This is a genomic window from Cupriavidus yeoncheonensis, from assembly GCF_905397275.1.
In the GTDB taxonomy this organism is placed as follows: domain Bacteria; phylum Pseudomonadota; class Gammaproteobacteria; order Burkholderiales; family Burkholderiaceae; genus Cupriavidus; species Cupriavidus yeoncheonensis.
The window spans coordinates 169,432-193,917 of the sequence record NZ_CAJPUY010000009.1 but is presented as its reverse complement, the minus strand read 5'-3'; the positions used below and the strand labels follow the sequence as shown (position 1 = coordinate 193,917).

Here is a 24,486-nt window from a genome sequence, read left to right as displayed (position 1 = left end):
TTCCTTGTACCCCCGCGTTGCCGGGAAAAGCTTGTCAGCGAGTCAGGACTTGTTGTCGGCCGGGTTGGCGCCTGCTGGCGCCATCGCGTCGGCAAACGCGGCCAGGCGCGGCAGCGCCGCCACCGAGTTGCGCCACATGGCCTGCGCCAGCGCGAGTGGCTCCAACTGGCGCAGTTCACCGAGCACGCTCGCCACGCCTGCCACTTCGGCCGGCGTGTTGCGGGCCTTGTGCTGCTCGCCGAACTGGTCATCGGACAGCCACGCCGGAGCGATGTCCGGCGCATCGGTTTCCAGCACCAGCGCCTCGAGCGGCAACTCGGTGGCCAGCCGGCGGATCTGCCGCGCGCGGCTGAAGGTCACGTTGCCGCCGAAGCCCAGCCTGAGCCCCTGGTCGATAAGGCGGCGCGCCTGCTCGTGGCTGCCGTTGAAGGCATGGGCAATGCCCTGCCGCACGCCCAGCTTGCGCAACTGCGCGCAGACCTGGTCCTGCGACTTGCGTACGTGCAGCAGCACCGGCAGGTCGAACTCGCGCGCGATCTTCAGCTGCTCGATGTACAGCCAGGTCTGGTGTTCGGCATCGAGGCCGGAGACAAAGAAGTCGAGGCCGATCTCGCCAATGCCGACAAAGCGCGGATCGCCGATCGACGCCGTCACCTCCCTGCGCAATGCATCCACGTCAGCCTGCGCCGCAGCGGCCGAGCACAGCGGATGGATCCCGAGCGCATAGACGCAGCGTGAATCCTGCCGCGCGAGCGTGCGCACCGCGTCGAAATTCCACACCGCCACGGCGGGCACCACGATGCCGGTCACGCCGGCCGCCGCGGCCGCGTCGGCAACATCGGCGCGGTCAGGGTCGAATTCGCTGGCATCGAGATGGCAATGGGTGTCGATCCACATGGCACGCAAGTCCTGAAGGGGTTCCGCCGGCGGGGGTAGCGCGGATTCCACAATTTTCGTACATTTCCGGATCGGCCGATGTGATGTTGAGCGCGCCTGGGCGCGCCGCGGCCTATCCAAGGAGCTTGCATGAAGGCAATCCACCTGACGGGCAGCATCCTCACCGCAGCCGTCCTGCTCTGCGCCGCACCCGCCGGCGCCCAGTCGATGCGCTGCGGCGGCTACCTCGTCCGGAACGGCGACGGCAAGGCCGAGATCCTGCAGAATTGCGGCGAACCGGTCTACCGCGACGCGTTCTGCAAACCGCTGCCGAACGCCGCGGCCAGGGCTGCCGCGCAGGATGGCAGCGTCATCACCCCCGCCTGCGAGAACGTCGAGGAGTGGACCTACAACCCCGGCTACGGCCAGTTCATGACCATCCTGCTGTTCACCGAAGGCCAGGTCCGCGCGATCCGCTACGGTAACCGCGTGCGCTGAGCGCCGCGCACGCGGCCGGAGGCGTCAGCGCTCCTGGTGGATGTGCCCGTCGCGCAGCCGCAAGACCCGGTCGCAGCGGCTGGCAAGGTCCAGGTCGTGCGTGACGATGACAAAGCTCGTGCCCAGTGTGCGCGACAGTTCCAGCATCAGGTCGTACACGCCGCCCGCGGTGTGGTCGTCCAGGTTGCCGGTCGGCTCGTCGGCCAGCACGCAGGCAGGCTGGCCGACCAGCGCGCGCGCAATGGCCACGCGCTGGCGCTCGCCGCCTGAGAGTTCGCCGGGGCGGTGCCTGGCACGGCCGCCCAGGCCGACGCGATCGAGCATGGCCTGCGCCGCGGCGCGCGCCGCGGACTGGTCCAGGCCGCGGATGCGCATGGGCATGGCCACGTTGTCCAGCGCCGTGAATTCCGGCAGCAGGTGGTGGAACTGGTAGACGAAGCCGAGCGACCGGTTGCGCACGACGTTGCGCTCGCGCTCGCGCAGCGCCGTGAACGGCTTGCCGTGCAGCGCCACGCGGCCCGCATCGGGGTTGTCCAGCCCGCCCAGCACATGCAAAAGCGTGCTCTTGCCCGAGCCCGAGGCGCCGACGATGGCCACCTTTTCGCCGCCGTCCACGCGCACGTCCACGCCCTTGAGGACTTCGACGTCGAGTCCGCCCTGCCGGAAACGCTTGAACAGGCCTTCGCCGAGCAGCACCGGCGTGCCCGTGCGCGGCTGCCCGGCCACGGGTGCGGTTTCAGTTTGCAGCATGGCTTCACTCATAGCGCAGCGCCTCCGCCGGATTGACGCGGGCGGCGCGCCAGCTTGGGTAGAGCGTGGCCAGCGTGGCCAGCACGAAGGAAATGATGCCGATGGTGGCGATATCGTTCACACGCGGGTCCGAAGGCAGTTCGCTGATGAAATAGATGTCGCGCGGCAGGAACTGCACGTGCAGCAGCCGCTCGATGAAAGGCACGATCACGTCGATGTTGGTGGCGATCAGCGTACCGCCGGCCACGCCCAGCAAGGTGCCGATGAAGCCGATGGCCACGCCCTGCACGATGAAGATCTTCATGATCGAACCCGGCTGCGCCCCCATGGTGCGCAGGATGGCGATGTCAGCCTGCTTGTCCGTCACCGTCATCACCAGCGTCGAGACCAGGTTGAACGCGGCCACGGCGATGATCAGCGTCAGGATGATGAACATCATGCGCTTCTCGGTCTGCACCGCCGCGAACCAGTTGCGGTTCTGCTTGGACCAGTCGCGCAGGTAGAGCTCGCCGGACAGCGTGCCGGCCAGTTCATTGGCCACCTGCGGGGCACGCTGCATGTCCGCCAGCTTCAGGCGCACGCCGGTCGGGCCGCTCATGCGGAACAAGGTCTCGGCGTCGCGGATGTTCACCAGCGCCAGCGCGCTGTCGAACTCGAAATGGCCTGACGAGAACACGCCCACCACGGTGAACTGCTTCAGCCGCGGCAACACCCCGGCCGGCGTGATGGTGCCCTGCGGCGCCAGCAACGTGATCTTGTCGCCGACCTGCACGCCCATCGCATTGGCCAGCTCGTTGCCCAGCGCGATGCCGAACTCGCCCGGCTGCAGGCTTTCCATGTGGCCGGCCCTGAACTGCTTGCCGATGTCGGACACCTTCGGCTCCTCGGCCGGGTCCACGCCGCGCAGCAGCACGCCGCGCACCGCGTCTTCGCGCGTCAGCATGGCCTGGGCCGCCACATAGGGGGCGGCACCGACGACTTCCTTGTTCTGCGCGGCTTCGGCCGCGGTGCGCTGCCAGTCGGGCAGCGCCGACGGCCCGATCACCTCGATATGCGACAGCACCGACAGCATGCGGTCGCGCACTTCCTTCTGGAAGCCGTTCATCACCGAGAGCACCACGATCAGCGCGGCGACACCGAGCGCGATCCCCAGCATCGAGATCATCGAGATGAACGATATGAACGTATTGCGGCTGGCGCGCTTGCTTGCGCGGGTATATCGCCAGCCAATCTGCCACTCGTAGGGAAATTTCAAGAGGGTTCCTGTTGTTTCGGAAAGGCGCCTGTGCCCGGGGCGGCCCGGCAGCGCCGGGAGCCCCGCGCCACACTCGAGGCTGGCGCCGGCCAGCCGGAAGTTTACAATCTCGCCACCATGATGACGCACCTGACCCTGATTGTGCCCTTTTCCGTCCCGCCCGGCGCCGGCGACGATGCCACGGACGACGTCGTGCCCGGCGCGCTGCTGCGGCAGTTGGAGTTGCCCGCGCTCGGAAAGTTGCTGACCCGGGCCACGCCCGGCCAGCGCGAGCGGCACGACGACCCCTGGCTGCGCAGCCTGCCGCACGAGCGCTGGCTGGCCGGCAAGGCCGGGCTGGACACGGCCAGGGTGCCGATGGCGCCCTATATGCGGCTGGCCGACAGCGGCGGTGCCGCGCCGGCGGATAGCGAAGCCTGGACCTGCCTGCAACTGGTGCATATCCATGCCGCCCGCGACCACCTGGTGCTGATCCACCCCGACCAGTTGCGCGTGCGTGACGAGGAAGCCGCGTCGCTGCGCGCCGCCATCGAGCCGCTGCTGCGCGAAGCGGACATCACGCTCGAGGCGCCCGGCGCGGCGCGCTGGTACCTGCCGGAAGCCGTATTTGGCCCGCTCGACGCCACCACCCCGCTGCGCGCCACGGGCCGCAATATCGACATCTGGCTGCAGGATGGCGCGCGCGCACGCGACTGGCGCCGGCTGCAGAACGAGATCCAGATGACCTGGTTCGACCACCCGGTCAACCAGGCACGCGAGGCGGCCGGGAAACTGTCCATCAATTCCGTCTGGCTGTATGGCGGCGGCGCGATGCAGCCGGTGGCCAGGCTGGCCGACACCATTCTGGCCAGCGATCCGTTCCTGGCCGGCCTCGGGCTTGCAGGGGGCAGCCGTATCGCGCCTCTCCCCGCCGGATTTGCCGGCGTGCAGGCCGACGGCCCGGTCATGGCAATGCTGGACAGCGCCACCGAGGCCCATATCGCCCAGGACTGGGGCCTGTGGATCGAACGCATGCATGCGCTGGACGCCGACTGGTTCGCACCCGCGCTGCAGGCACTTGGCGACGGCAGCATTGAAGCCATCACGCTGGTGCTCGGCGGCGAGAACCACTTCGCCGAATTCACCGTGCGCCGGGCCGACCTGCGCAAGTTCTGGCGCGGCATGGGCCAGCGTGGCGACTGGCGCGCGCTGCTGTCCGACCTGGCCTTCACCGCCTGAATCCCGAATCCAGAAAAAGCAGACCACCCCATGACCCGGATTGCCATCCGCCCCTATTCCGCCGAGCACGCCAGCACCCTGGCGGCTGCCGGCCTGCACCCGACCCTGGCCCGCATCCTGTCCGCGCGCGGCGTGGCGCGGCCCGCCGAGCTTGCCACCGAACTGCCGGAGCTGATGCCGCCCACGGCCATGAAGGGCATCGGCCATGCCGCCGAGTACCTGGCCGACGCCATCGCCGCACGCAAGCGCCTGCTGATCGTGGCCGACTATGACTGCGACGGCGCCACCGCCTGCGCCGTCGGCGTGCGCGGGCTGCGCATGCTGGGCGCGCAGGTCGATTTCATCGTCCCGAACCGCTTCGAGTACGGCTACGGGCTGACCCCGGAAATCGTCGCGCTCGCCGCAAGGCAGCAGCCCGACGTGATCGTCACGGTCGACAACGGCATTGCCAGCGTGGATGGCGTGGCGGCCGCCAACGCGCTCGGCATCGACGTGGTGGTGACCGACCACCACCTGCCCGGCTCGGAACTGCCCGCGGCCGCGGTGATCGTCAATCCGAACCAGCCCGGCTGCGAATTCCCGAGCAAGAACCTGGCCGGCGTGGGCGTGATGTTCTACGTGCTGCTGGCATTGCGCGCCGAGCTGCGCCGGCGCGGCGCGTTCACGCCGGCCACGCAGCCGCGCCTGGACGTGCTGCTGGACCTGGTGGCACTCGGCACCGTGGCCGACGTGGTCAAGCTCGACACCAACAACCGCATCCTGGTCGCGCAGGGCCTGCGCCGCATGCGCGCCGGGCGCATGCATCCCGGCGTGGCGGCGCTGTTCCGCGCGGCGGGACGCGAGGCCACGCGCGCCAATACCTTTGATCTTGGCTTCGGCCTGGGCCCGCGCCTGAACGCGGCCGGCCGGCTCGCCGACATGTCGCTGGGCATCGAATGCCTGCTCACCGACGACGCGAACCGGGCCTGGGAAATCGCCCAGGAGCTGGACGGCATGAACCGCGAGCGGCGCGATATCGAGGCCGGCATGCAGCAGGAAGCGCTGCAGATCCTGGAGCAGCCGCTGGCCGGCCCCGATCCGTCCGCGCGCTTCACGGTCAGCATCTTCAATGACACGTGGCACCAGGGCGTGATCGGCATCGTGGCCTCGCGGCTGAAGGACAGGTTCCATCGCCCGACCATCACGTTCGCCCCGGGCGACGATGCCACGATCAAAGGCTCGGGCCGCTCGATCCCCGGCTTCCACCTGCGCGATGCGCTCGACCTGGTCTCGAAGCGCCACCCCGGCCTGCTGGTGAAGTTCGGCGGCCACGCCATGGCCGCGGGCCTGACGCTGCGCGCCGATACCTTCGAGCAGTTCCAGGAAGCGTTCGAGGCCGTGGGCCGCGAATGGCTGACGGACGACCAGCTCGCGCGCGTGATCGAGACCGACGGCGATATCGAGGAACAGTGCTTCAGCCCGGAATTCGTCACGCTGCTGGAGCAGCAGGTCTGGGGCCAGGGCTTTCCGGCGCCGACCTTCTGTGGCGAGTTCGACGTGCTGCGCCAGAGCGTGCTCAAGGGCAAGCACCTCAAGCTGCAGCTCGGGCGCGGCCGGCAACGCTTCGACGCGATCTGGTTCAACCACGCCGACGAGCTCGGCGCCAGCGCGCAGGTGGCCTACCGGCTCGACAACAACACCTTCAACGGCGCCACGCGCGTGCAGCTCGTGATCGAGCACGCGCAGTAGCCTGCGCCGCTAGCGCTACCCGCGTGCCGGCAGGTAGTTGGCCGGATCGACCGGCTTGCCGTTGCCGCGCACCTCGAAGTGCAGCTCGCTGCCGCTGCCGCCCATGCTGCCGACGTCCTGGCCCGCGGCCACGCGGGCGCCTTCGCTGACCAGCGGCTTGTCGAGATTGCCGTAGACGGTCAGCCAGTCGTCGTTGTGCTTGACGATCACCAGCATGCCGTAGCCGCGCAGGTTGCCGACGTGGATGGCCCAGCCCGCTGCGGCGGCCTTTACCGTGCCGCCGGGCGGCACCGCAATGGTCAGGCCCTTGCTGGCGGGCGGCGAGAAGCGCGACGTGACCTTGCCGTCAGACGGCCATTGCAGCCGGATGGCGCTGGCAGGCGCCTGCGACTGGCCGCCGCTGTCCGCGCGCGGCGCATCCGTCACAGTCTGCGACGGCGTGCCGGCTGAAGCGGCTGTCGCCGTGCCGGATCCCGGTGGCCTGACCCGGATCAGCTGGCCGACTTCGATGCGGTCGGCGCTGGGGAGGTTGTTCCAGCGCACGAGGTCGCGCACGTTGCGGCGCTGCTTGCGGGCGATGGAATAGAGCGTGTCGCCGCTTTCTACGCGGTAGAAGCCTTCGGGCGCGGGTTCGGTGGACATCGTGCCGCAAGCGGCGGCCAGCGCGGTGGAAACAGCTGCGATCATCCATCCGAGCATCCGGCGTCGGCCGGCGGTTTCGTGTCTTGTTGGCGTCATTCGTCCCTGTGGAGGTGGTCTTCGGGAGGGCGGCTAGCGGCCCTGGCGCGGCTCTATTATCGCCGCCCGCGTCGCACGGCCCTCCGGGTAGACCATCGGCAGGCGCTTGCGTTCGCCGCGCAAAGGGCTGCCAGCGCCGCCGCGACGCCGAAATACGCCCCGAGTCCGCTATAATTCAAGGTTTTGGAAGCGCAGGATCATCATGGAAGCAGAACGCCTCAACGCCATCTCCGGTGCAATCTCCGATCTCCGTTCCCGGACGGAAGATCTACGGGGGTATCTTTGACTACGATGTCAAAGTAGGAAGGCTGGAAGAAGTCAACGGATTGCTGGAAGACCCGGACGTCTGGAACAACCCCAAGCGCGCCCAGGATCTCGGCAAGGAAAAGAAAGCACTCGAAGGCGTGGTGAGCGTCCTCGGCAAGCTCACGGACGACCTCAACGGTGCCGATGAGCTGTTCGAACTCGCCAAGGAAGAAGGCGACGACGACACGCTCGAATCGATCGAGACCGACGTCAAGGGCTTCGAGGAAATCGTGGCCGGCATGGAATTCCGCCGGATGTTCTCGGGCGAGATGGACCAGGCCAATGCCTTCATCGACATCCAGGCCGGCGCCGGCGGCACCGAAGCGTGCGACTGGGCCTCGATGCTGCTGCGCCAGTACCTGAAGTACTGCGAGCGCAAGGGCTTCAAGGCCGAGGTGCTCGAAGAGTCCGAAGGCGACGTGGCCGGCATCAAGAGCGCGACGATCAAGATCGAGGGCGAGTACGCCTTTGGCTACCTGCGCACGGAAACCGGCGTGCACCGCCTGGTGCGCAAGTCGCCGTTCGACTCGTCGGGCGGGCGCCATACCTCGTTCTCGTCGGTGTTCGTGTATCCGGAAGTCGACGAGTCGTTCGAGGTCGAGGTCAATCCGGCCGATCTGCGCGTGGATACGTATCGCGCGTCGGGCGCCGGCGGCCAGCACATCAACAAGACCGATTCGGCGGTGCGGATCACGCACATCCCGACCGGCATCGTGGTGCAGTGCCAGAACGACCGTTCGCAGCACCGCAACCGTGCCGAGGCCATGTCGATGCTGAAGTCGCGCCTGTACGAGCATGAGATGCGCAAGCGCCAGGCCGAGGCCGACAAGCTCGAAGCCGGCAAGACCGACGTGGGCTGGGGCCATCAGATCCGCTCCTACGTGCTGGACCAGAGCCGCATCAAGGACCTGCGCACCAACGTGGAAATGTCCAACACGCAGAAGGTGCTGGACGGCGATCTGGACCCGTTTATCGAGGCCAGCCTCAAGCAGGGACTGTAAGGCCGCTGCCGTGCCCGCCCCGCGGGCATGGCGCCGGACCGCATCCGCCAACCATGCACCGCCCGCCGCGGGCGGCGTTCCAAACGGGGCATCATGAGCGAAGCAGACCACCTCTACATCATCACCGGCGCCTCGCGCGGGCTCGGTGCGGCGCTGACCAATGCGCTGCTCGTGCCGGGCAACCGCCTGGTATGCGTGGCGCGCAGCCGCAACCTGGAACTGGAGCGCGTCGCCACCATGAGCGGCGTGCCGGTAGCCTGGCACCTGCAGGACCTGTCGCAGCCCGCGTCGGCCGCCGGCTGGCTGTCCAGCGTGCTGGACAGCCAGGACCGGCCGGCCAGCGCCACGCTGATCCTCAATGCCGGCGTGGTCGAGCCGATCGGCCCCGTGTCGCGCCTGCAGGAAAGCACGCTGCTGCCGCACCTGCTGACCAACCTGGCCACGCCGATGATCATGACCGGCGCGTTCCTGGAACGCACGGAGAAGTTCGACTGCCCGCGCAAGGTGCTTGCCATCTCGTCCGGCGCGGCGCGCCGCCCGGTCGAAGGCTGGAGCGCCTATTGCGCCGGCAAGGCCGGCCTCGACATGTTCATCCGCTCGGTCAACGCCGAGTACGCCGGCGCCCCGGCACCGCGCACGGTTCGTGCCGTGGCGCTCGCGCCCGGCGTGGTCGACACCGGCATGCAGGACACCATCCGCAATGCCGATTTTGCCCAGGTGCAGCGCTTCCGCGACCTGAAAGCGAATCAGCAGCTTGCCTCAGCGGAAGAAACCGCCGGCCGCATCCTTGCCTACCTGCACCGCCCGGACTTCGGCAGCACCGAGCTGGACGACCTGCGCAATTACTGAAGCCATACTGAATCCGTGCGCGGCTTGCCGCGCACGTCCCGACAAGACACCATGACCGAACCCACCCGCGCCCAGGCCGCACCGGCCTCCCCGACCGCAGAAGTGCCCGCCGCCGACGAAAACAAGATCATCGCGGAGCGGCGCGAGAAACTGGCGGCCCTGCGCCAGCAAGGCGTGGCCTTCCCGAACGATTTCCGTCCGACGCACCAGGCCGCCGCACTGCACGCGCAGTACGGCGAGACCGACCAGCCTGCGCTCGAAGCCACCCCGGTCGAAGTGGCCATCGCCGGCCGCATGATGCTCAAGCGCGTCATGGGCAAGGCCAGCTTTGCCACCGTGCAGGACGGCAGCGGCCAGATCCAGTTCTACATCACGCGCGACAAGGTTGGCGAAGACGTCTACGCGGCCTTCAAGCACTGGGACCTCGGCGACATCATCAGCGCGCGCGGCGTGCTGTTCCGCACCAACAAGGGCGAACTGTCGGTGCAGGTGCAGGAGTTGCGCCTGCTGTCCAAGTCGCTGCGCCCGCTGCCGGACAAGTTCCACGGCCTGGCCGACCAGGAAATGAAGTACCGCCAGCGCTATGTGGACCTGATCGTATCGCCGGAAACCCGCAACACTTTCCGTGCGCGCACCAACGCGATGTCGTCGCTGCGCCGCCATATGGCCGACGCCGGCTTCATGGAAGTGGAAACGCCGATGCTGCACCCGATCCCGGGCGGCGCCGCGGCCAAGCCGTTCATCACGCACCACAATGCGCTGGACATGCAGATGTTCCTGCGCATCGCGCCCGAGCTGTACCTGAAGCGCCTGATCGTCGGCGGCTTCGAGCGCGTGTTCGAGATCAACCGGAACTTCCGCAACGAAGGGGTGAGCCCGCGCCACAACCCCGAGTTCACCATGATGGAGTTCTACGCGGCCTACACGGACTACCGCTGGCTGATGGACTTCACCGAAAACCTGATCCGCCAGGCTGCCATCGACGCCAGCGGCACCGCGGTGCTGAACTACCAGGGCCGCGAACTCGACCTGTCGAAGCCGTTCCATCGCCTGACCATCTGCCAGGCCATCCAGAAGTTCGCGCCGCAATATACCGACGCGCAGCTGGCCGACGCCGAGTTCCTGCGCACCGAGCTGAAGAAGTTCGGCGTCAACACCAGCGCGCCGCAGTTCCTCAATGCCGGCCTTGGCACGCTGCAGCTCGTGCTGTTCGAGGAAACCGCCGAAAGCCAGCTGTGGGAGCCGACCTTCATCATCGACTACCCGGTGGAAGTCTCGCCGCTGGCGCGCGCCTCGGATACGGTGCCGGGCATCACGGAGCGATTCGAGCTGTTCATCACCGGCCGCGAGATCGCCAACGGGTTCTCGGAGCTCAACGATGCCGAAGACCAGGCCGACCGCTTCCGCAAGCAGGTCGAGCAAAAGGATGCCGGCGACGAAGAGGCGATGTACTACGACGCCGACTACATCCGCGCGCTGGAATACGGCATGCCCCCGACGGGCGGCTGCGGCATCGGCATCGACCGCCTGGTGATGCTGCTGACGGACAGCCCGAACATCCGCGACGTCATCCTGTTTCCGCACCTGCGGCGCGAGGACTGAGTCCGGTCGCAGGCATGCTCTGCCAACCAGTGAAGCCCCGCCTCTTTGGCGGGGTTTTTCTTTGGCGCGCGCAAAGGGAATCCCGCATGCAGGGATGCCCCGGGGCGTGCCGGTTAGCGCACCTCATGTATAATCCCACGCCCTTCCCGCGCCGCGGCCATGTCCCAGATCCTAGTCAGTCAACTGCGCAAGACCTATCGCATCCATGAGCGCGACCCTGGCGTGCTCGGGGCATTGCGCGCGCTCGTACGGCCACGCTATCGCACGGTCGAAGCGCTGGCCGGCGTGTCGTTTGCACTGGAGCGCGGCGAGCTGCTCGGCTTCATCGGCCCGAACGGCGCGGGCAAGTCGACCACCATCAAGATTCTTGCCGGCATCCTGCGCCCTGACGGCGGCCATGTCGAAGTCAACGGGCGCGTTCCTTTCGCCGACCGCGAGCGGCACGTGGCGCGCATCGGCGTGGTCTTCGGCCAGCGCACGCAGCTCTGGTGGGACCTGCCGGTTGGCGACGGCTTCGCGCTGCTGCGCGATATCTATCGGGTCGATCCGGTCCGCTTCGCGCGCACGCGCGACGAACTGGTGGCGTTGCTGCACCTGGAGCGGCTGCTCGACCAGCCCGTGCGCCAGCTGTCGCTGGGGCAGCGCATGCGCGCCGAGATCGCGGCGGCCTTGCTGCACGAGCCCGACATCCTGTTCCTCGACGAGCCGACCATCGGGCTCGACGCCCCCTCCAAGCTCGCGGTGCGCGACTTTATCCGGCGCACGAACCGGGAACGCGGCACCACCGTGCTGCTGACCACGCACGACATGCACGACATCGAGGCGCTGGCCCGACGCGTGATCGTGATCGGCCACGGCCGCGTACTGGCCGATTGCGGCGTCGAGGCCTTGCGGGACCAGGTGCTCGACGCTCGCCGGCTCGATGACGGTTTGCCAGAGGATGCCGAGGACGAGGGCATGACCATCGAGGCCGTCATCGCACGCTTCTACGCGATGCACGGCGCGGCGGAGGCCTAACCGATGATGGCGCCGCGCGAGCTCGCGCGCCCCTACCTTGCCGCGCTGCGGTCCCGCTTCCTGCAGATGCTGCAGTACCGCGCGGCGGCATACGCGGGCTTCGGTACGCAGTGCTGGTGGGGCGGCATCAAGGTGATGGTGCTGGCAGCGTTCTACGACAGCGCCACGGCGCAGGGTTCGCCGCTGTCGCTCGCGCAGGCGATCACCTACACATGGCTCGCGCAGGGCCTGTTCGCGCTGCTGCCCTGGATGGGAGATCCCGAGGTAGCACAGGCGGTGCGCACCGGCGCCGTCGCCTACGACCGGCTGCGGCCCGTGAATGCCTATGCGTTGTGGTTTGCACGCTCGGCCGGCTGGACAGCGGCGCGGGTGCTGCCACGCGCGGCCTTGATGCTCGCGTTCGCGGGCATCGTGATGCCGGTGGTCGGACTTGGTGAATGGGCCTGGAAGCCACCTGCCGGCTTCGCGGCGGGCATGGGCTTCATCGCCTCGGCACTGTTTGCGCTGCTGCTGTCCACATCGCTGGTCATGCTGCTCAACGTCGCTGCCGCTGCGGCGCTCAATGAACGCGGCATCAATGTATTGATGGGGCCGGTGGTCATTGTCTTCTCGGGCAACCTGCTGCCACTGGCGCTACTCCCGGACGCCTGGCAGACCGTCTTGCTGGTGCAGCCGCTGGCGGGCGTGATGGATATTCCGGCCCGCATCTACTTCGGCCAGTTCGGCGGCATGCAGATGCTCGCCGCGCTGGGCCTGCAATGCCTGTGGATCGTATTGCTGGTTGCCGCCGGCCAGGCGGCCATGGGGCGCACGATGCGTCGGCTCGAGGTGCAGGGCGGATGAGGCGCATGGGCTCGCTGGCGCTGTTCGCCCGCCTGATGACGGCCTCGCTGAGCGGTCAGGCACGCTATCCCGGCTCGGCATTGATGCTGACCGTGGGGCAGTTCCTGGGCACCAGCATAGAAGTGATCGCAATCTGGGCGCTGTTTCACCGCTTCGGCAACGTGCAGGGCTGGAAGATTGGCGAAGTGGCGCTGTTCTACGGGCTGGTGAACTGCATGTTCGCCATCGCCGATGCGCTCGGGCGCGGATTCGACGTCCTGGGCACGACATTGTTGCGCACCGGCGAATTCGACCGTCTGCTGTTACGCCCCCGCCCGCTGGCACTGCAATTGATGGGGCACGATGTGCGCATCAGTCGCCTGGGACGCCTGCTGCAGGGGCTGCTGGTGCTGGCTTTCGCCACAGGGCAGGCTGATATCGCATGGGCGCCAGCCTCGATTGCCATTGCGCTGTTCGCCCTGGCAGGCGGGGTCGCGCTGTTTCTTGGCATCCTGGTGCTGCAGGGCACGCTGTCGTTCTGGACGATCGAAAGCCTGGAGGTCGCCAATATGCTGACGTACGGCGGCGTGGAGGCGGCGCAGTATCCGATGGCCTTGTATGCGCGATGGTTCCGGTACGTGCTGACCTTTGCCGTTCCGCTGGCCTGCGTCGCGTACTACCCGGTGCTGGCCATATTGGGCAAGGCCGACCCGCTCGGAGCGCCTGACTGGATGGGGCTGGTATCGCCGCTGGCGGGCTTCGCCTTCCTGGCCGCAGCCTTCTGCGCGTGGCGCGCCGGGGTGCGCCACTATGCATCGACAGGCAGCTAGGCGCTGAGCGCTACCCATCCTTGCGGAATATTTCGTAACAATGAGGCCCCGCGGCGGCTCGGCAACCGTTTCAGCACTTTGCTATGCTTTTTGAGCGTCCCCCGGCACATCGGAACCCCCAAGATGCATTGCGCCAACCGCAGGACCCTCCGGATCTGGCAACGCGTCATGCCTCTGGCAGGCGGACTCCTGCTGGCCATGCTTCAGCATGCGGCACATGGACAGGAACTCCTGCTGCTGGGCGGCGTGCACACCAACCCGCCGATCCACGGTGACGACGAGCGCAGCGCGGTCTATGCCTACAGCTACCAGCAGAACCTCGCGGACCACTGGTATGCGACCTACACCTACCTGAACGAAGGACACGTCAGCGGCCACCACCGCGACGGCCATGCTGCCCAGCTATGGTGGCGCTGGCTGACGCCGGGCCGCCAGCTTGCGTTGTCGGTGGGTGCGGGCCCTTATCTGTATTTCGACACTGCCGATGAACTGCCCGACGGCAGCTACCGCAACCATCACGGGGTCGCGCTGCTGGCCAGCGCGGCGGCGACCTGGTATGTCAGCGGCGGCCCGTGGCTGGTGCAGGCGCGGTATGACCGCGCGCAGGCCTGGACGAGCTTCACCTCGAACACGGTGCTGCTTGGCGTCGGCTATCAGCTCGATCACGGCCGGCGCGACGGGCCTTTCATTGGAGGCACCCGTACCAATGTCCTGACCGGCGACGAGCTGACGGTATTCCTTGGCGCCAGCATCGTGAACAGCTTTCATTCGGAAACGGGTTTCGCGGCGGCCGCGGAGTATCGGCACGGCTTCTGGCGAGGCGTGGAAGGGACCGTCAGCTACTTCTCGGAGAGCAACTCCGACCTGGTCCAGCGCCGCGGCGTGGCGGCGCAGGCCTGGCTGGGCGGCGGCTTCCTTGACGAGCGGCTGACCCTGGGCGTCGGCGCCGGCCCGTACTACGCAACCACGCTGCATATCCGCGGCCCGGGCGCGGAGGGCTCGCCTTCGCGCTGGGCTGGCCTGCTGACGATGTCGGCGAGCTACCGGGTCAGCAGCCACTGGCTGGGCCGATTGTCGTGGAACCGGGTGATGACCGGCTACGACCGCGATGCCGACCTGTTCCTGGCGGGTGTCGGCTATCGCTTCTGATGGTGCCGGGGGCTCAGTTCGCTTCCTCGATCCACGCCGCCTGGATCGCTTCGAGGATCTTCTCGCCCGAGCGCTCGGGCAGGTCGCTGAAGCCGTCCAGCTCCAGCACCCACTTGCGCAGGTCCGTGAAGCGGATCGTTACCGGATCCACGTCGGGAAACTTGTCATACAGCGCCGAAGCGATGTCGTAGGTGTCGGTCCACTTCATGGGGTTCTCCGGGCCTCAGTGGCCTTCCTTGGCATGGTTGATGGTGTACTTCGGGATCTCGACGGTCAGGTCTTCGTCGGCGACGATAGCCTGGCATGACAGGCGCGAATTGGGCTCCAGGCCCCAGGCCTTGTCGAGCAGGTCTTCTTCCTTCTCCTCGGCATCGTCGAGCGAGTTGAAGCCCTCGCGCACGATCACGTGGCAGGTTGTGCACGCGCACGACTTCTCGCAGGCGTGCTCGATGTCGATGTCGTTGGCCAGCAGCGCGTCGCAGACGCTGACGCCGGTCTTGGCTTCGATCACCGCCCCTTCCGGGCAGTATTCGGCGTGGGGCAATACGATGATCTGTGGCATGTCGTGTCCTGGTATTGATTCCTGGTGGTGCAAGGGCCGGTGATCAGCCGAGTTCCTGCACCTTGCGCCCGGCCAGCGCGCTCTTGATCGAGCGGTCCATGCGGCGGGCGGCGAATTCGTCGGTGCCGCGCGACAGCGTCTCGACCGCGGCCTTGATGGCGTGATGATCTTCGCCGGTGGCAATGTCACGTACCGAGGCAATCAGCGCCTCGACCGCGGCACGCTCGTCGGCGGACAGCAGGTCGCCGTCCGTCTCCAGCGCGCGCGCGGTGGCTTCGACCAGGCGGTCGGCTTCGACGCGCTCCTCGGCCAGCGCGCGGCTCTTCATGTCGTGCTCGGCTTCGCGGAAGCTTTCCTGCAGCATGCGCGCAATGTCGTCGTCGGCCAGGCCATACGACGGCTTCACGGTGACCGACGACTCCACGCCCGAATGCGTTTCGCGCGCGGTGACCGACAGCAGGCCGTCAGCGTCGACCTGGTAGGTCACGCGGATGCGCGCCGCGCCGGCCACCATCGGCGGAATGCCGCGCAGTTCGAAGCGCGCCAGCGAACGGCAGTCGCTGGCCAGCTCGCGCTCGCCCTGCAGCACGTGGATGGCCATGGCGGTCTGGCCGTCCTTGAAGGTGGTGAACTCCTGCGCGCGCGCCACGGGAATGGTGCTGTTGCGCGGAATGATCTTCTCCACGAGTCCGCCCATGGTTTCCACGCCGAGCGACAGCGGAATCACGTCCAGCAGCAGCCAGTCCTCGCCGGGCGCATGGTTGCCGGCCAGCAGGTTGGCCTGCATCGCGGCGCCGAGCGCGACGACACGATCCGGGTCGAGATTGGTCAGCGGCGGCTGGCCAAAGAAATCGCCGACTGCCTTGCAGATCGACGGCATGCGCGTGGCACCGCCGACCAGCACCACGCCCTGGACCTCGTCGGCCGCAACGCCAGCATCGCGCAGCGCCTTGCGCACGGGCGCGAGGGTCTTCTGCACGAGGTGCGCGGTGATGGTGTTGAAGACCTCGTCAGTCAGCGCCAGGTGCACGATCTCGCCGGATTCCAGCACGGCGTCGATCACGGTGCTGTCGTTTTCCGACAGCGCTTCCTTGGCGGCGCGCGCGCGCACCATCAGCAGTCGCATGTCCTGCGCCGACAAGGGCTGCAAGCCCGCCTGCTCGACGATCCAGCACAGCAGGCGCTGGTCGAAATCGTCGCCGCCAAGCGCGGAATCGCCGCCCGTCGACAGGACCTCGAACACGCCCTTGGTCAGCTTCAGGATCGAGATATCGAAGGTGCCGCCGCCGAGGTCATAGACCGCGTAGAGGCCCTCGGACGCATTGTCGAGGCCATAGGCGATCGCCGCCGCGGTGGGCTCGTTGAGCAGGCGCAGCACTTCCAGCCCGGCCAGGCGCGCGGCGTCCTTGGTGGCCTGGCGCTGCGCTTCGTCGAAGTAAGCCGGCACGGTGATGACGGCGCCGACCAGGTCATCGCCGAGCGAGTCCTCGGCGCGCTGGCGCAGCGTCGCCAGGATCTCGGCCGAGACTTCCACGGGGCTCTTCACGCCCGCAACGGTCTTGATCTGCACCATGCCGGGCGCATCGACGAAATCGTAAGGGCTGTGCTCGTTGTGGGCCACGTCCTTCAGGCCACGGCCCATGAAGCGCTTGACCGAAACGATGGTGTTCTTGGGGTCGCGCACCGCCTCGTCCTGGGCGCGGTAGCCGATATGCGTGGTGCGGTCCGCCAGGTAGCGCACCACCGAGGGCAGCAGCGCGCGGCCGCGATCGTCGGCCAGGACTTCGGGGATGCTGTTGCGCACCGCCGCCACCAGCGAGTTGGTGGTGCCAAGGTCGATGCCAACGGCCAGCCGGCGTTGATGGGGCGCCGGCGACATGCCGGGTTCGGAAATCTGGAGCAGTGCCATGATGTTTCTTCGCTTTCTCGTGCGCGATGGTGACCGCCGCGCAGGCGGCTTTCGCGACGGGCGCCATTGTCACATGGCCCCGCCAAACGTGCCGGGACTACTCTTCCAGCCGGTCGATCGCTTCGCTGGTATCGTGTTCGATCTTCTCGATGAACATCAGCTGCCGTACCGCCGCACCCGCGGCCTGGTTGTCGCCGGCGTCCAGCAGCGCGCCAAGCGCCGCATGCCGCTCGCGCTTTTCCTGGCGCAACGAACGCAGCAGGCCATCCAGGCGACCGATATCACGGGACTCGACGGCGTCCTGCAAGTCCTCGCGCCATTCCATCTGCTGCATCAGGAACGCGGGCGACATGGCGGTGTTGTTCTCCGCCTGCACATCCACGCCGCGCAAACCCAGCAGGTAGATCGCGCGCTTGAGCGGCTGGCGCAGCGTGCGGTAGGCCTCGTTGGCATGCGCGGCCCACTGCATCGCCACGCGCCGCTCGGCGTCGCCCGCATTGGCGAAGCGGTCCGGATGCGCCTGCGACTGCACGGTACGGTAAGCGGCATCCAGCGCCGCCTCATCCACGCCGAACTGCAATGGCAAGCCGAACAGCGCAAAAAAATCGTCTTTCAACAGCTTCCCCAACAAAAAGGAGCGGCCGCGCCGCCCCCTTGTGCATTCACGTCAACCGCCTCCGGCGCGCCGCTGCTCAGGTTCCCGCGCCCAATCGGCCGGCGCTTCGTTGCGATCGCATTTCAGGCAGTTCACCGTTGCGCCAAGCCGGGCCGCCCTGCCCCGCTCCGTGGCCGTCCACGGCCGCAGTTGCCAGGGCGGATTGTGGCGCATGTGCTGCCCGTGCCCGCAATCGAGTTCGGCGACCCAGTCGCCTTCCTCGTCCCGATGGAAGCCGACGATGCAGCGTTCCATCCGGTACCGTCCGCGCCGGCGTTCAGACCGTGAAGGACTCGCCGCAGCCGCACTCGTCCTTCACGTTCGGATTGTTGAAGCGGAAACCTTCGTTCAACCCTTCGCGCGCGTAGTCGAGTTCGGTGCCGTCGATGTACGGCAGGCTCTTGGCGTCGACAATGACCTTGATGCCGTGCGTCTCGAACACCTGGTCTTCAGGATGCAGCTCGTCAACGTATTCGAGCTTGTAGGCCAGGCCCGAGCAGCCCGTGGTCTTCACGCCAAGGCGCAGGCCCACGCCCTTGCCGCGGCGCTCCAGGTAACGGGCCACGTGCCTGGCGGCCTTCTCGGTCATCGTGATCATCGTTGCGTCTTCCCTTCTACGTTCGGAACTCAAGAAGCTCAGGCGGCCTTCTGGTCGGCGGCCGGGTGCTTCTTCTTGTAGTCCTCGACGGCGGCCTTGATGGCGTCCTCGGCGAGAATCGAGCAGTGGATCTTCACCGGTGGCAGTGCCAGTTCTTCGGCGATCTGCGTGTTCTTGATATCCAGCGCCTGGTCGACGGTCTTGCCCTTCACCCACTCGGTCACGAGCGAGGACGAGGCAATGGCCGAGCCACAGCCATAGGTCTTGAACTTGGCGTCTTCGATCACGCCGGCTTCGTTCACCTTGATCTGGAGCTTCATCACGTCGCCGCAAGCCGGGGCACCGACCATGCCGGTACCCACGGTGTCATCACCCTTGTCAAAGGAGCCGACGTTGCGGGGGTTTTCATAGTGGTCGAGAACCTTGGTGCTGTATGACATTTTGCTTACCTCGTGCGTAATCTTTTATGGGGGTCGTGCATGCGGGCGGCGCTCAGTGCGCGGCCCACTGGATCGAATTCAGGTCGACGCCGTCCTTGAACATCTCCCACAGCGGCGACAGGTCGCGCAGCTTGCCGATCTTGCTCTTGAGCAGTTCGACGGTGAAGTCGATTTCCTGCTCGGTGGTGAAGCGGCCGACCGTGAAGCGGATCGAGCTGTGCGCGAGCTCGTCATTGCGGCCCAGCGCGCGCAGCACGTAAGACGGCTCCAGCGAGGCCGAGGTGCAGGCCGAGCCCGACGACACCGCCACGTCCTTGATTGCCATGATCAGCGACTCGCCTTCGACGAAGTTGAAGCTGACGTTCAGGTTGTGCGGCACGCGCTGCTCGAAGTCGCCGTTCAGGTAGACCTCTTCCATGCTCTTCAGGCCGTTCCACAGGCGATCGCGCAGCATGCGGATGCGCTCGTTCTCGGTCGCCATTTCCTCGCGGGCGATGCGGAAGGCTTCGCCCATGCCGACGATCTGGTGCGGGGCCAGCGTGCCCGAGCGCATGCCGCGCTCATGGCCGCCGCCGTGCATCTGCGCCTCGATGCGCACGCGCGGCTTGCGGCGCACGTAGAGCGCGCCGATGCCCTTCGGGCCGTAGGTCTTGTGGGCCGAGAACGACATCAGGTCGCACTTCAGCGTGTTCAGGTCGATCGCTACCTTGCCGGTCGCCTGCGCGGCGTCGCAATGGAAAATGATGCCCTTCTCGCGGCAGATCGCGCCGATCTGCTCGACGTCCTGGATCACGCCGATCTCGTTGTTCACCAGCATCACCGACACCAGGATCGTGTCCGGGCGAATGGCCTGCTTGAACACTTCCATGTCGATCAGGCCGTCGTCCTTCACGTCGAGGTAGGTCACCTCGAAGCCCTGGCGCTCCAGCTCACGCGTGGTGTCGAGCACGGCCTTGTGCTCGGTCTTCACCGTGATGATGTGCTTGCCCTTGCCCGAATAGAAATTTGCGGCGCCCTTGATCGCCAGGTTGTCCGATTCCGTCGCCCCCGACGTCCACACGATTTCACGCGGATCGGCGCCGACCAGTGCGGCCACCTGTTCACGCGCCTCTTCCACCGCACGCTCCGCATCCCAGCCATAGGCGTGGCTGCGCGACGCGGGATTGCCGAACTGCTCGCGCAGGTACGGAATCATCTTGTCCGCCACGCGCGGGTCCACCGGTGTCGTGGCCGAGTAATCCATGTAGATGGGGAAATGTGGGGTGCTCATCGTTATGACTGCCTTCTGTTCAGGGGGACCGCTGATCGCTTGCTTCGCTGCTTGCCTGCCGGGCGCTTCAGGACTGCGCCAGGCTGAAAACCGAATTCACCACCCGGGCGCGGACTGGCTTCTCTGCCGCGTCCGCCTTGCCGCGCACTGCGGGTGCCGCCTGCTGCACGGCGGCGTCTTCGCGCATGTCGTGCAGGACGGCCGGCTGCTTGGCGCGCTGCTGGTCCACGAGGTTCTTGAGGGAGACGGAATCGAGGTATTCGACCATCTTCTGGTTCAGCGTCGCCCACAGTTCGTGGGTCATGCAACGCCCGGAGCCGTCGTCTCCGTTACAATTGCCCTTTCCACCGCACTGGGTGGCATCGAGGGGCTCGTCCACGGCGATGATGATGTCCGCCACGGTGACGTCTTCTGCCTTGCGCGCGAGGCTGTAGCCACCGCCGGGGCCGCGCACGCTTTCGACGATCTCATGCCGGCGCAGCTTGCCGAACAGCTGTTCCAGGTAGGACAGCGAGATCTTCTGCCGCTGGCTGATGCCGGCGAGCGTGACGGGTCCCTGATCCTGGCGCATGGCCAGGTCGATCATCGCAGTTACCGCGAAGCGGCCTTTGGTGGTCAGTCTCATGATGCAGGGCTTAATACTTGATCGTTTCCGTCAAGTATAAAGGTACCCGAGTAATTCAGTCAACTACCCCTACGGCACTGCATCAAGCCCGGCGGCTGCCCGCAACCGGCTCCGCGCCTGCCATCCGGGGCGGCACGATCAGTGACAGTGGGTGCTTCAGGATGCGGCGCCGCACGGCCGCGCTGAGTTCGGCCCGGTCCACCCGCCTCAGGCTACGTGACCGCAGCGCCATATTGAAGGCCAGCGCGAAGCTCACCGCCACGTTCAGCACCCCCATCAGCGCGATGCCAGCCACCGCGAGCCAGAGCGAAGGCAGCCGCAGCGCCTCCAGTCCCAGCACCCCGAGCGCGGTGCCCACCGAGCCCGTCGAAAGCGTCACGTGCCGCACTTCCATATGCGGACCGACGAAGCTCAGGATTTCCGGCCCCAGCCCCAGCAGCAAACCCAGCGACACATTGGCGCTGATGCCGGACATATTGCGCTGCCAGAAGTCGGCGAGCCGCTGCGCCCCGCGCTCGCCCAGCACATAGCGCAGGCGGCGGTTGTAGGCCATGACGTCGTGCACCTTATGCAGTGCGAACCAGTTGTCGGCCCAGCCCGCGATCAGGCTCGACAGCCACAGCAGCACGCCCGTGAACACCGCGTAGAGCGGAGTCGGCCCCACGATCGAGAACGATTCGATGGTGGCAATGGCCTTGGCCGGCGTGATCAGGTTGGCGCCCAGGATCTTGTTGGCCAGCCACTGGATCGCCAGCGCGACAGGAAACACCACCGCCAGGTTGCCGAAGATGGCGGCCGCATTGGACCGGATCATCGCGATGGTATCGTCGACGAACACTTCTAGCCCTTCAGGCCGCCCAACCGCATCGAGCCGGTGCGCGAGTGCCGGGCCGGTCATGGCGGGCTGCTTGGTGGCGAGCGTGAAATGCGCGAAATGGATGATTAGGAAGCTGCCCGCGTAATTGAGCGAGGCGAGCAGCCCTTCGATGAACTTGTCGAGGTGCAGGCCGTAGATCAGGAACTTCAGGTACACGGTCGCAACGGTGATCAGCCCGCCACCGGCCGCCGCCCGCATGAGTTCGCCATACTCCTTGCGGTCGCGCGTGATGTAGTGCTCGCCGGTCTCGGCCGAGCGCTCCACCACCCGGCGCGCCAGTTGCGCGAACGAGGCGCCGGCCAGGTCGGACACACTGCGGCGCGCCTGCGTGGAACGGATCAGCTCCGCCACCAGGTGCGCGTGCATGCCAGGACGACCCGGCTCCACCCATGCGGCCAGCAGCAACTCGATACGCGCGAGCTGAACCTTCATGCGCTCGATCTGGAACACGACCTCCACCGAGACCCCGTTCTCCTCCAGTTCCGCATAGACCTGGAGGGCGGCGGCATGGCAGCCGTCGAGCAGCGCGCGGAAATAGTTCAGGCGATGGCCGAAGGCCTCGTCAGCATGCGTCAGGCCGGGCTCGCACAATGCCTTGATGGCGCTGTCGAGCTGGTAGAACGGCGTGTCTTCCACCCTGCCCCGCAGGCGCGAGCGCACGGACTGGCTCAGGCCGGTGGCGCGGACCTGGCTCACGAGCACGGCGATGCTGGTCGACAGCATGTGTCCGAGCGCCGCCCAGTAGCGGGCCATCGCCTGCGCACCTCCATCGGCCTCACCCGCAGCGGTCATGCCCGCGCGAAGCACGCGCGCGAGCCGGGCAAGCAGTTCGTCGTCGAGGGCTTCGACCCATTCGGCATCGTGCTGCCCGACGAACAGCAGCGCGAACAGCGCCGCCATGTCGCTGCGGTTCGGCGGCGGCGGCAGAAAGCGCGCCTGCAGGCGGTGGACCATCTCGCTGACGAAGCCCGGATGGGACGCCACGCCGGTATCGCAGAACAGCGCGGTGGGATCGTTGTCGCGCACGATGCTGCGCATCGTGGCGCCGAATCGTTCCGCCCAGTCGGGATGGCGTTCCAGCACCTGCACCAGGTAGCGCATGCGCACATGTTCGCGAAAGCTGCGCGTGCCGCGCCCGGGGCCTTCACCGCCATCGACCTCCACGCCGGCCATGCCGTCGCGGCGGATCCAGAAGCCCAGTTCGATCAGCCACCGGTTGCGCTCCGCCAGCGGCGCATCCGGGTCCGTCGCCGTCAGGATGGCGTCGAGTTGAAGGCTTGCATTGCGCGACTCGCGCCATTTCCGGAACAGGGTTCGAAGCATGCATTCTCACAAGGGATGGCGGAACGTCGGCGCCGCGCCTCAGGCGGGCGCGTTAGGCGCACCTCAGGCGAGCACCTCAGGCGGGCGCATCACGCAGACGCTGGCGCAGCATGTCGACGATGCCATCGCAGGCATCTTCCACATAGTCGAGCACGCGCTCGAAACCGTCGACTTCGCCGTAATAGGGGTCGGGCACCTCGTCCGCGTCGTGACGGGTGGCAAAGCTCATCAGCAGCCGCAACTGCCGTGCATCGGCCTGCGGACACAAGGCGGACAGGCGTTCGAGGTTGTCCCGGTCCATGGCCAGCACGAGGTCGAAACGCGTGAAATCCGGCAAGCCGACCTTGCGGGCCCGCAGCGCCGACAGGTCATAGCCGCGCCGTTGCGCATGGCGCTGGGTGCGCGGATCCGGGGCGCGGCCAAGGTGGTAGTCATGGGTGCCGGCCGAGTCGAGCTCGACCAGGTCGCCAAGCCCGGCCGCGGCGAGTTTGGCGCGCAACACCGCCTCGGCCGTCGGCGAGCGGCAGATGTTTCCCATGCAGCACATCAGGATGGCGTATTTCTTCATGGCTTTCTGCCTGGTGAAATGGACGGAAGCGGCCAGCAGGCGGCACCCACCCGGCGCAAAGCACCAGCCGTGGGCCGGACCCTACCCGGTGCCGCGTGGAGGCCTTGCCGGCGAAGGACGCGATTTTAGCGCCGCCAGCCGGCGGCAGGCCGCCAGAGCCGCTAGAGCCGCTTGGCCAGCCGCTCTCCGTGCGCAAAGCCGGCGATCTCCGCGGCTTCGGCAGACTTGTAGTGGTCGGTGATCAGGGATTTTTCGATCAGCGTCGCGGTCGCGCGGATATTGCAGCCCGCGCGGCAGACGCGAACCGTGTATTCCCACTCGCTTTGCGAGCGAAGCCGCACCTGGACCTGCACTTCGTGGGTTTCATAGACCTTCTTCTTCCATTCGCCGATTTCGGCCATGACCGTCTCCAGGAATGATGGGCGTGCCCGCGCCTTGCGCTGCTCGGTGCTAGTTGACCTCGCCGGCATCAATGGTGCGCATGGCGGCGGCCTCCGCCATGGCGACCGCGGCCTCGGGCGTCGGCGCCCTGCCGGCCAGCGCCTCGAACGTCGGGCCGGAAGTCTCGCCGAAGGCGTCGGCAATCCTGACCTGCGCGGCAAAGCCGCCACCAGCTTCCGGGACCGCGCTCGCGACCACGACATAGCCCCCGTATTCGAACCGTCGTTCCATATCGGGCTCCCGCGCGTTCACGGCAGCTTGGCTGCCAGGACTTCGATCTTCTGGATCGGCGGTGCGCCAACAAACAAGTCCGGCGCCCTGGCGATCAGCGCTGCCGCCACCTTGCCCGCCAGATGCGCATCACGCGAAGCCTCGTCGGGAAAGGCATCGAAGATGCCAAAGCGCGATGGCCCCAGCCGCAGCGCGAACCAGGCCGTGGTGCCAGCCTCCTGCTGGACCAGCGGCAAGCCGTCGTTCAAGAACCGCTCCACCTCCGCTTCCTTGCCCGGCACGGCTTCGAGCGGCACCCACAGCGCAACCTTGACCATGGCGTATCTCCTGATCTGGCGTAACGCATTT

The 24,486-nt window shown here is 67.0% G+C and carries 28 protein-coding genes; 10 read left to right on the top strand and 18 right to left on the bottom strand.

What is annotated here, in order from left to right:
• Positions 1-42: 42 nt before the first annotated feature.
• Entirely contained in the window at positions 43-897 is an 855-nt protein-coding gene (locus tag KHO22_RS14470) for a TatD family hydrolase (protein WP_211947830.1), read from the bottom strand.
• A gap of 129 nt (positions 898-1,026) precedes the next feature.
• Between KHO22_RS14470 and KHO22_RS14465 the strand changes: the two genes are divergently transcribed.
• Complete coding sequence (locus KHO22_RS14465; protein WP_211947829.1) at positions 1,027-1,374, top strand: DUF2845 domain-containing protein; 348 nt, start codon at positions 1,027-1,029, stop codon at positions 1,372-1,374.
• Between the two features lie 24 nt (positions 1,375-1,398).
• Here the strand turns inward: KHO22_RS14465 and KHO22_RS14460 are convergent, their stop codons facing one another.
• Together KHO22_RS14460 and KHO22_RS14455 are read right to left on the bottom strand one after the other, a co-directional pair.
• Positions 1,399-2,136: an ABC transporter ATP-binding protein gene (locus KHO22_RS14460; RefSeq protein WP_211947828.1), complete on the bottom strand. Its 738-nt coding sequence runs from the start codon at positions 2,134-2,136 to the stop codon at positions 1,399-1,401.
• Positions 2,129-3,379 (bottom strand): lipoprotein-releasing ABC transporter permease subunit, encoded by a 1,251-nt coding sequence (locus tag KHO22_RS14455; protein WP_211947827.1) that lies wholly within the window; start codon positions 3,377-3,379, stop codon positions 2,129-2,131. The genes KHO22_RS14460 and KHO22_RS14455 overlap by 8 nt, the downstream gene beginning before the upstream one ends.
• 117 nt (positions 3,380-3,496) lie before the next feature.
• Here KHO22_RS14455 and KHO22_RS14450 point away from each other — a divergent pair, with 117 nt between their 5' ends.
• Positions 3,497-4,597: a hypothetical protein gene (locus KHO22_RS14450; RefSeq protein WP_211947826.1), complete on the top strand. Its 1,101-nt coding sequence runs from the start codon at positions 3,497-3,499 to the stop codon at positions 4,595-4,597.
• Positions 4,598-4,627: 30 nt separating this feature from the next.
• On the top strand, positions 4,628-6,325 hold the full coding sequence (gene recJ, locus KHO22_RS14445; protein ID WP_211947825.1) for a single-stranded-DNA-specific exonuclease RecJ: 1,698 nt from the start codon (positions 4,628-4,630) through the stop codon (positions 6,323-6,325).
• 15 nt (positions 6,326-6,340) lie between these two features.
• Here the strand turns inward: recJ and KHO22_RS14440 are convergent, their stop codons facing one another.
• Positions 6,341-7,063, bottom strand: coding sequence for a peptidoglycan DD-metalloendopeptidase family protein (locus KHO22_RS14440; RefSeq protein ID WP_211947824.1), 723 nt, complete (start codon positions 7,061-7,063; stop codon positions 6,341-6,343).
• Between the two features lie 202 nt (positions 7,064-7,265).
• Between KHO22_RS14440 and prfB the strand changes: the two genes are divergently transcribed.
• The 7 genes from prfB (at position 7,266) to KHO22_RS14405 (ending at position 14,639) form a co-directional block, all read left to right on the top strand.
• A protein-coding gene (gene prfB, locus KHO22_RS14435; protein WP_211947823.1) for a peptide chain release factor 2 occupies positions 7,266-8,370 on the top strand; the annotation gives its coding sequence in 2 pieces (ribosomal slippage) (positions 7,266-7,346 and positions 7,348-8,370; 1,104 coding nt in all).
• A 93-nt stretch (positions 8,371-8,463) separates the two neighbouring features.
• Positions 8,464-9,219 carry an SDR family oxidoreductase gene (locus KHO22_RS14430; RefSeq protein ID WP_211947822.1) on the top strand — a complete coding sequence of 252 codons (756 nt, stop codon included), beginning with the start codon at positions 8,464-8,466 and terminating at the stop codon, positions 9,217-9,219.
• A 51-nt stretch (positions 9,220-9,270) separates the two neighbouring features.
• On the top strand, positions 9,271-10,821 hold the full coding sequence (gene lysS / locus KHO22_RS14425; protein WP_211947821.1) for a lysine--tRNA ligase: 1,551 nt from the start codon (positions 9,271-9,273) through the stop codon (positions 10,819-10,821).
• 159 nt (positions 10,822-10,980) lie between these two features.
• Complete coding sequence (locus KHO22_RS14420) at positions 10,981-11,838, top strand: ABC transporter ATP-binding protein (protein WP_211947820.1); 858 nt, start codon at positions 10,981-10,983, stop codon at positions 11,836-11,838.
• A 6-nt stretch (positions 11,839-11,844) separates the two neighbouring features.
• Complete coding sequence (locus KHO22_RS14415; protein WP_211947916.1) at positions 11,845-12,681, top strand: ABC transporter permease; 837 nt, start codon at positions 11,845-11,847, stop codon at positions 12,679-12,681.
• A 5-nt stretch (positions 12,682-12,686) separates the two neighbouring features.
• Entirely contained in the window at positions 12,687-13,490 is an 804-nt protein-coding gene (locus KHO22_RS14410) for an ABC transporter permease (RefSeq protein WP_211947915.1), read from the top strand.
• Between the two features lie 168 nt (positions 13,491-13,658).
• A complete protein-coding gene (locus tag KHO22_RS14405; RefSeq protein ID WP_230426872.1) occupies positions 13,659-14,639 on the top strand; it encodes a hypothetical protein in 981 nt (326 codons plus the stop codon).
• A 13-nt stretch (positions 14,640-14,652) separates the two neighbouring features.
• Here the strand turns inward: KHO22_RS14405 and iscX are convergent, their stop codons facing one another.
• From iscX to KHO22_RS14335, 14 genes are all read right to left on the bottom strand, one after another.
• Positions 14,653-14,847: a Fe-S cluster assembly protein IscX gene (gene iscX / locus KHO22_RS14400; protein ID WP_211947818.1), complete on the bottom strand. Its 195-nt coding sequence runs from the start codon at positions 14,845-14,847 to the stop codon at positions 14,653-14,655.
• 15 nt (positions 14,848-14,862) lie between these two features.
• On the bottom strand, positions 14,863-15,201 hold the full coding sequence (gene fdx / locus KHO22_RS14395; protein ID WP_211947817.1) for an ISC system 2Fe-2S type ferredoxin: 339 nt from the start codon (positions 15,199-15,201) through the stop codon (positions 14,863-14,865).
• 43 nt (positions 15,202-15,244) lie between these two features.
• On the bottom strand, positions 15,245-17,110 hold the full coding sequence (gene hscA, locus KHO22_RS14390; protein ID WP_211947816.1) for a Fe-S protein assembly chaperone HscA: 1,866 nt from the start codon (positions 17,108-17,110) through the stop codon (positions 15,245-15,247).
• A 97-nt stretch (positions 17,111-17,207) separates the two neighbouring features.
• Complete coding sequence (hscB, locus tag KHO22_RS14385; RefSeq protein ID WP_211947815.1) at positions 17,208-17,726, bottom strand: Fe-S protein assembly co-chaperone HscB; 519 nt, start codon at positions 17,724-17,726, stop codon at positions 17,208-17,210.
• 51 nt (positions 17,727-17,777) lie between these two features.
• On the bottom strand, positions 17,778-18,020 hold the full coding sequence (locus KHO22_RS14380) for a DUF3565 domain-containing protein (protein WP_211947814.1): 243 nt from the start codon (positions 18,018-18,020) through the stop codon (positions 17,778-17,780).
• Between the two features lie 22 nt (positions 18,021-18,042).
• A complete protein-coding gene (iscA, locus tag KHO22_RS14375) occupies positions 18,043-18,363 on the bottom strand; it encodes an iron-sulfur cluster assembly protein IscA (protein WP_211947813.1) in 321 nt (106 codons plus the stop codon).
• A gap of 38 nt (positions 18,364-18,401) precedes the next feature.
• Positions 18,402-18,803 carry a Fe-S cluster assembly scaffold IscU gene (gene iscU, locus KHO22_RS14370; RefSeq protein ID WP_211947812.1) on the bottom strand — a complete coding sequence of 134 codons (402 nt, stop codon included), beginning with the start codon at positions 18,801-18,803 and terminating at the stop codon, positions 18,402-18,404.
• A 52-nt stretch (positions 18,804-18,855) separates the two neighbouring features.
• Positions 18,856-20,079, bottom strand: coding sequence for an IscS subfamily cysteine desulfurase (locus tag KHO22_RS14365; RefSeq protein WP_275950840.1), 1,224 nt, complete (start codon positions 20,077-20,079; stop codon positions 18,856-18,858).
• A 61-nt stretch (positions 20,080-20,140) separates the two neighbouring features.
• Positions 20,141-20,698, bottom strand: coding sequence for a Fe-S cluster assembly transcriptional regulator IscR (iscR, locus tag KHO22_RS14360; RefSeq protein ID WP_211947810.1), 558 nt, complete (start codon positions 20,696-20,698; stop codon positions 20,141-20,143).
• Positions 20,699-20,780: 82 nt separating this feature from the next.
• Entirely contained in the window at positions 20,781-22,898 is a 2,118-nt protein-coding gene (locus KHO22_RS14355; protein ID WP_211947809.1) for a site-specific recombinase, read from the bottom strand.
• A 76-nt stretch (positions 22,899-22,974) separates the two neighbouring features.
• Complete coding sequence (locus KHO22_RS14350; protein WP_211947808.1) at positions 22,975-23,466, bottom strand: low molecular weight protein-tyrosine-phosphatase; 492 nt, start codon at positions 23,464-23,466, stop codon at positions 22,975-22,977.
• A 161-nt stretch (positions 23,467-23,627) separates the two neighbouring features.
• Positions 23,628-23,867: a hypothetical protein gene (locus tag KHO22_RS14345; RefSeq protein ID WP_211947807.1), complete on the bottom strand. Its 240-nt coding sequence runs from the start codon at positions 23,865-23,867 to the stop codon at positions 23,628-23,630.
• 49 nt (positions 23,868-23,916) lie between these two features.
• Positions 23,917-24,138, bottom strand: coding sequence for a hypothetical protein (locus KHO22_RS14340; RefSeq protein WP_211947806.1), 222 nt, complete (start codon positions 24,136-24,138; stop codon positions 23,917-23,919).
• A gap of 17 nt (positions 24,139-24,155) precedes the next feature.
• Positions 24,156-24,455: a putative quinol monooxygenase gene (locus tag KHO22_RS14335; protein WP_211947805.1), complete on the bottom strand. Its 300-nt coding sequence runs from the start codon at positions 24,453-24,455 to the stop codon at positions 24,156-24,158.
• Between the last annotated feature and the right edge of the window lie 31 nt (positions 24,456-24,486).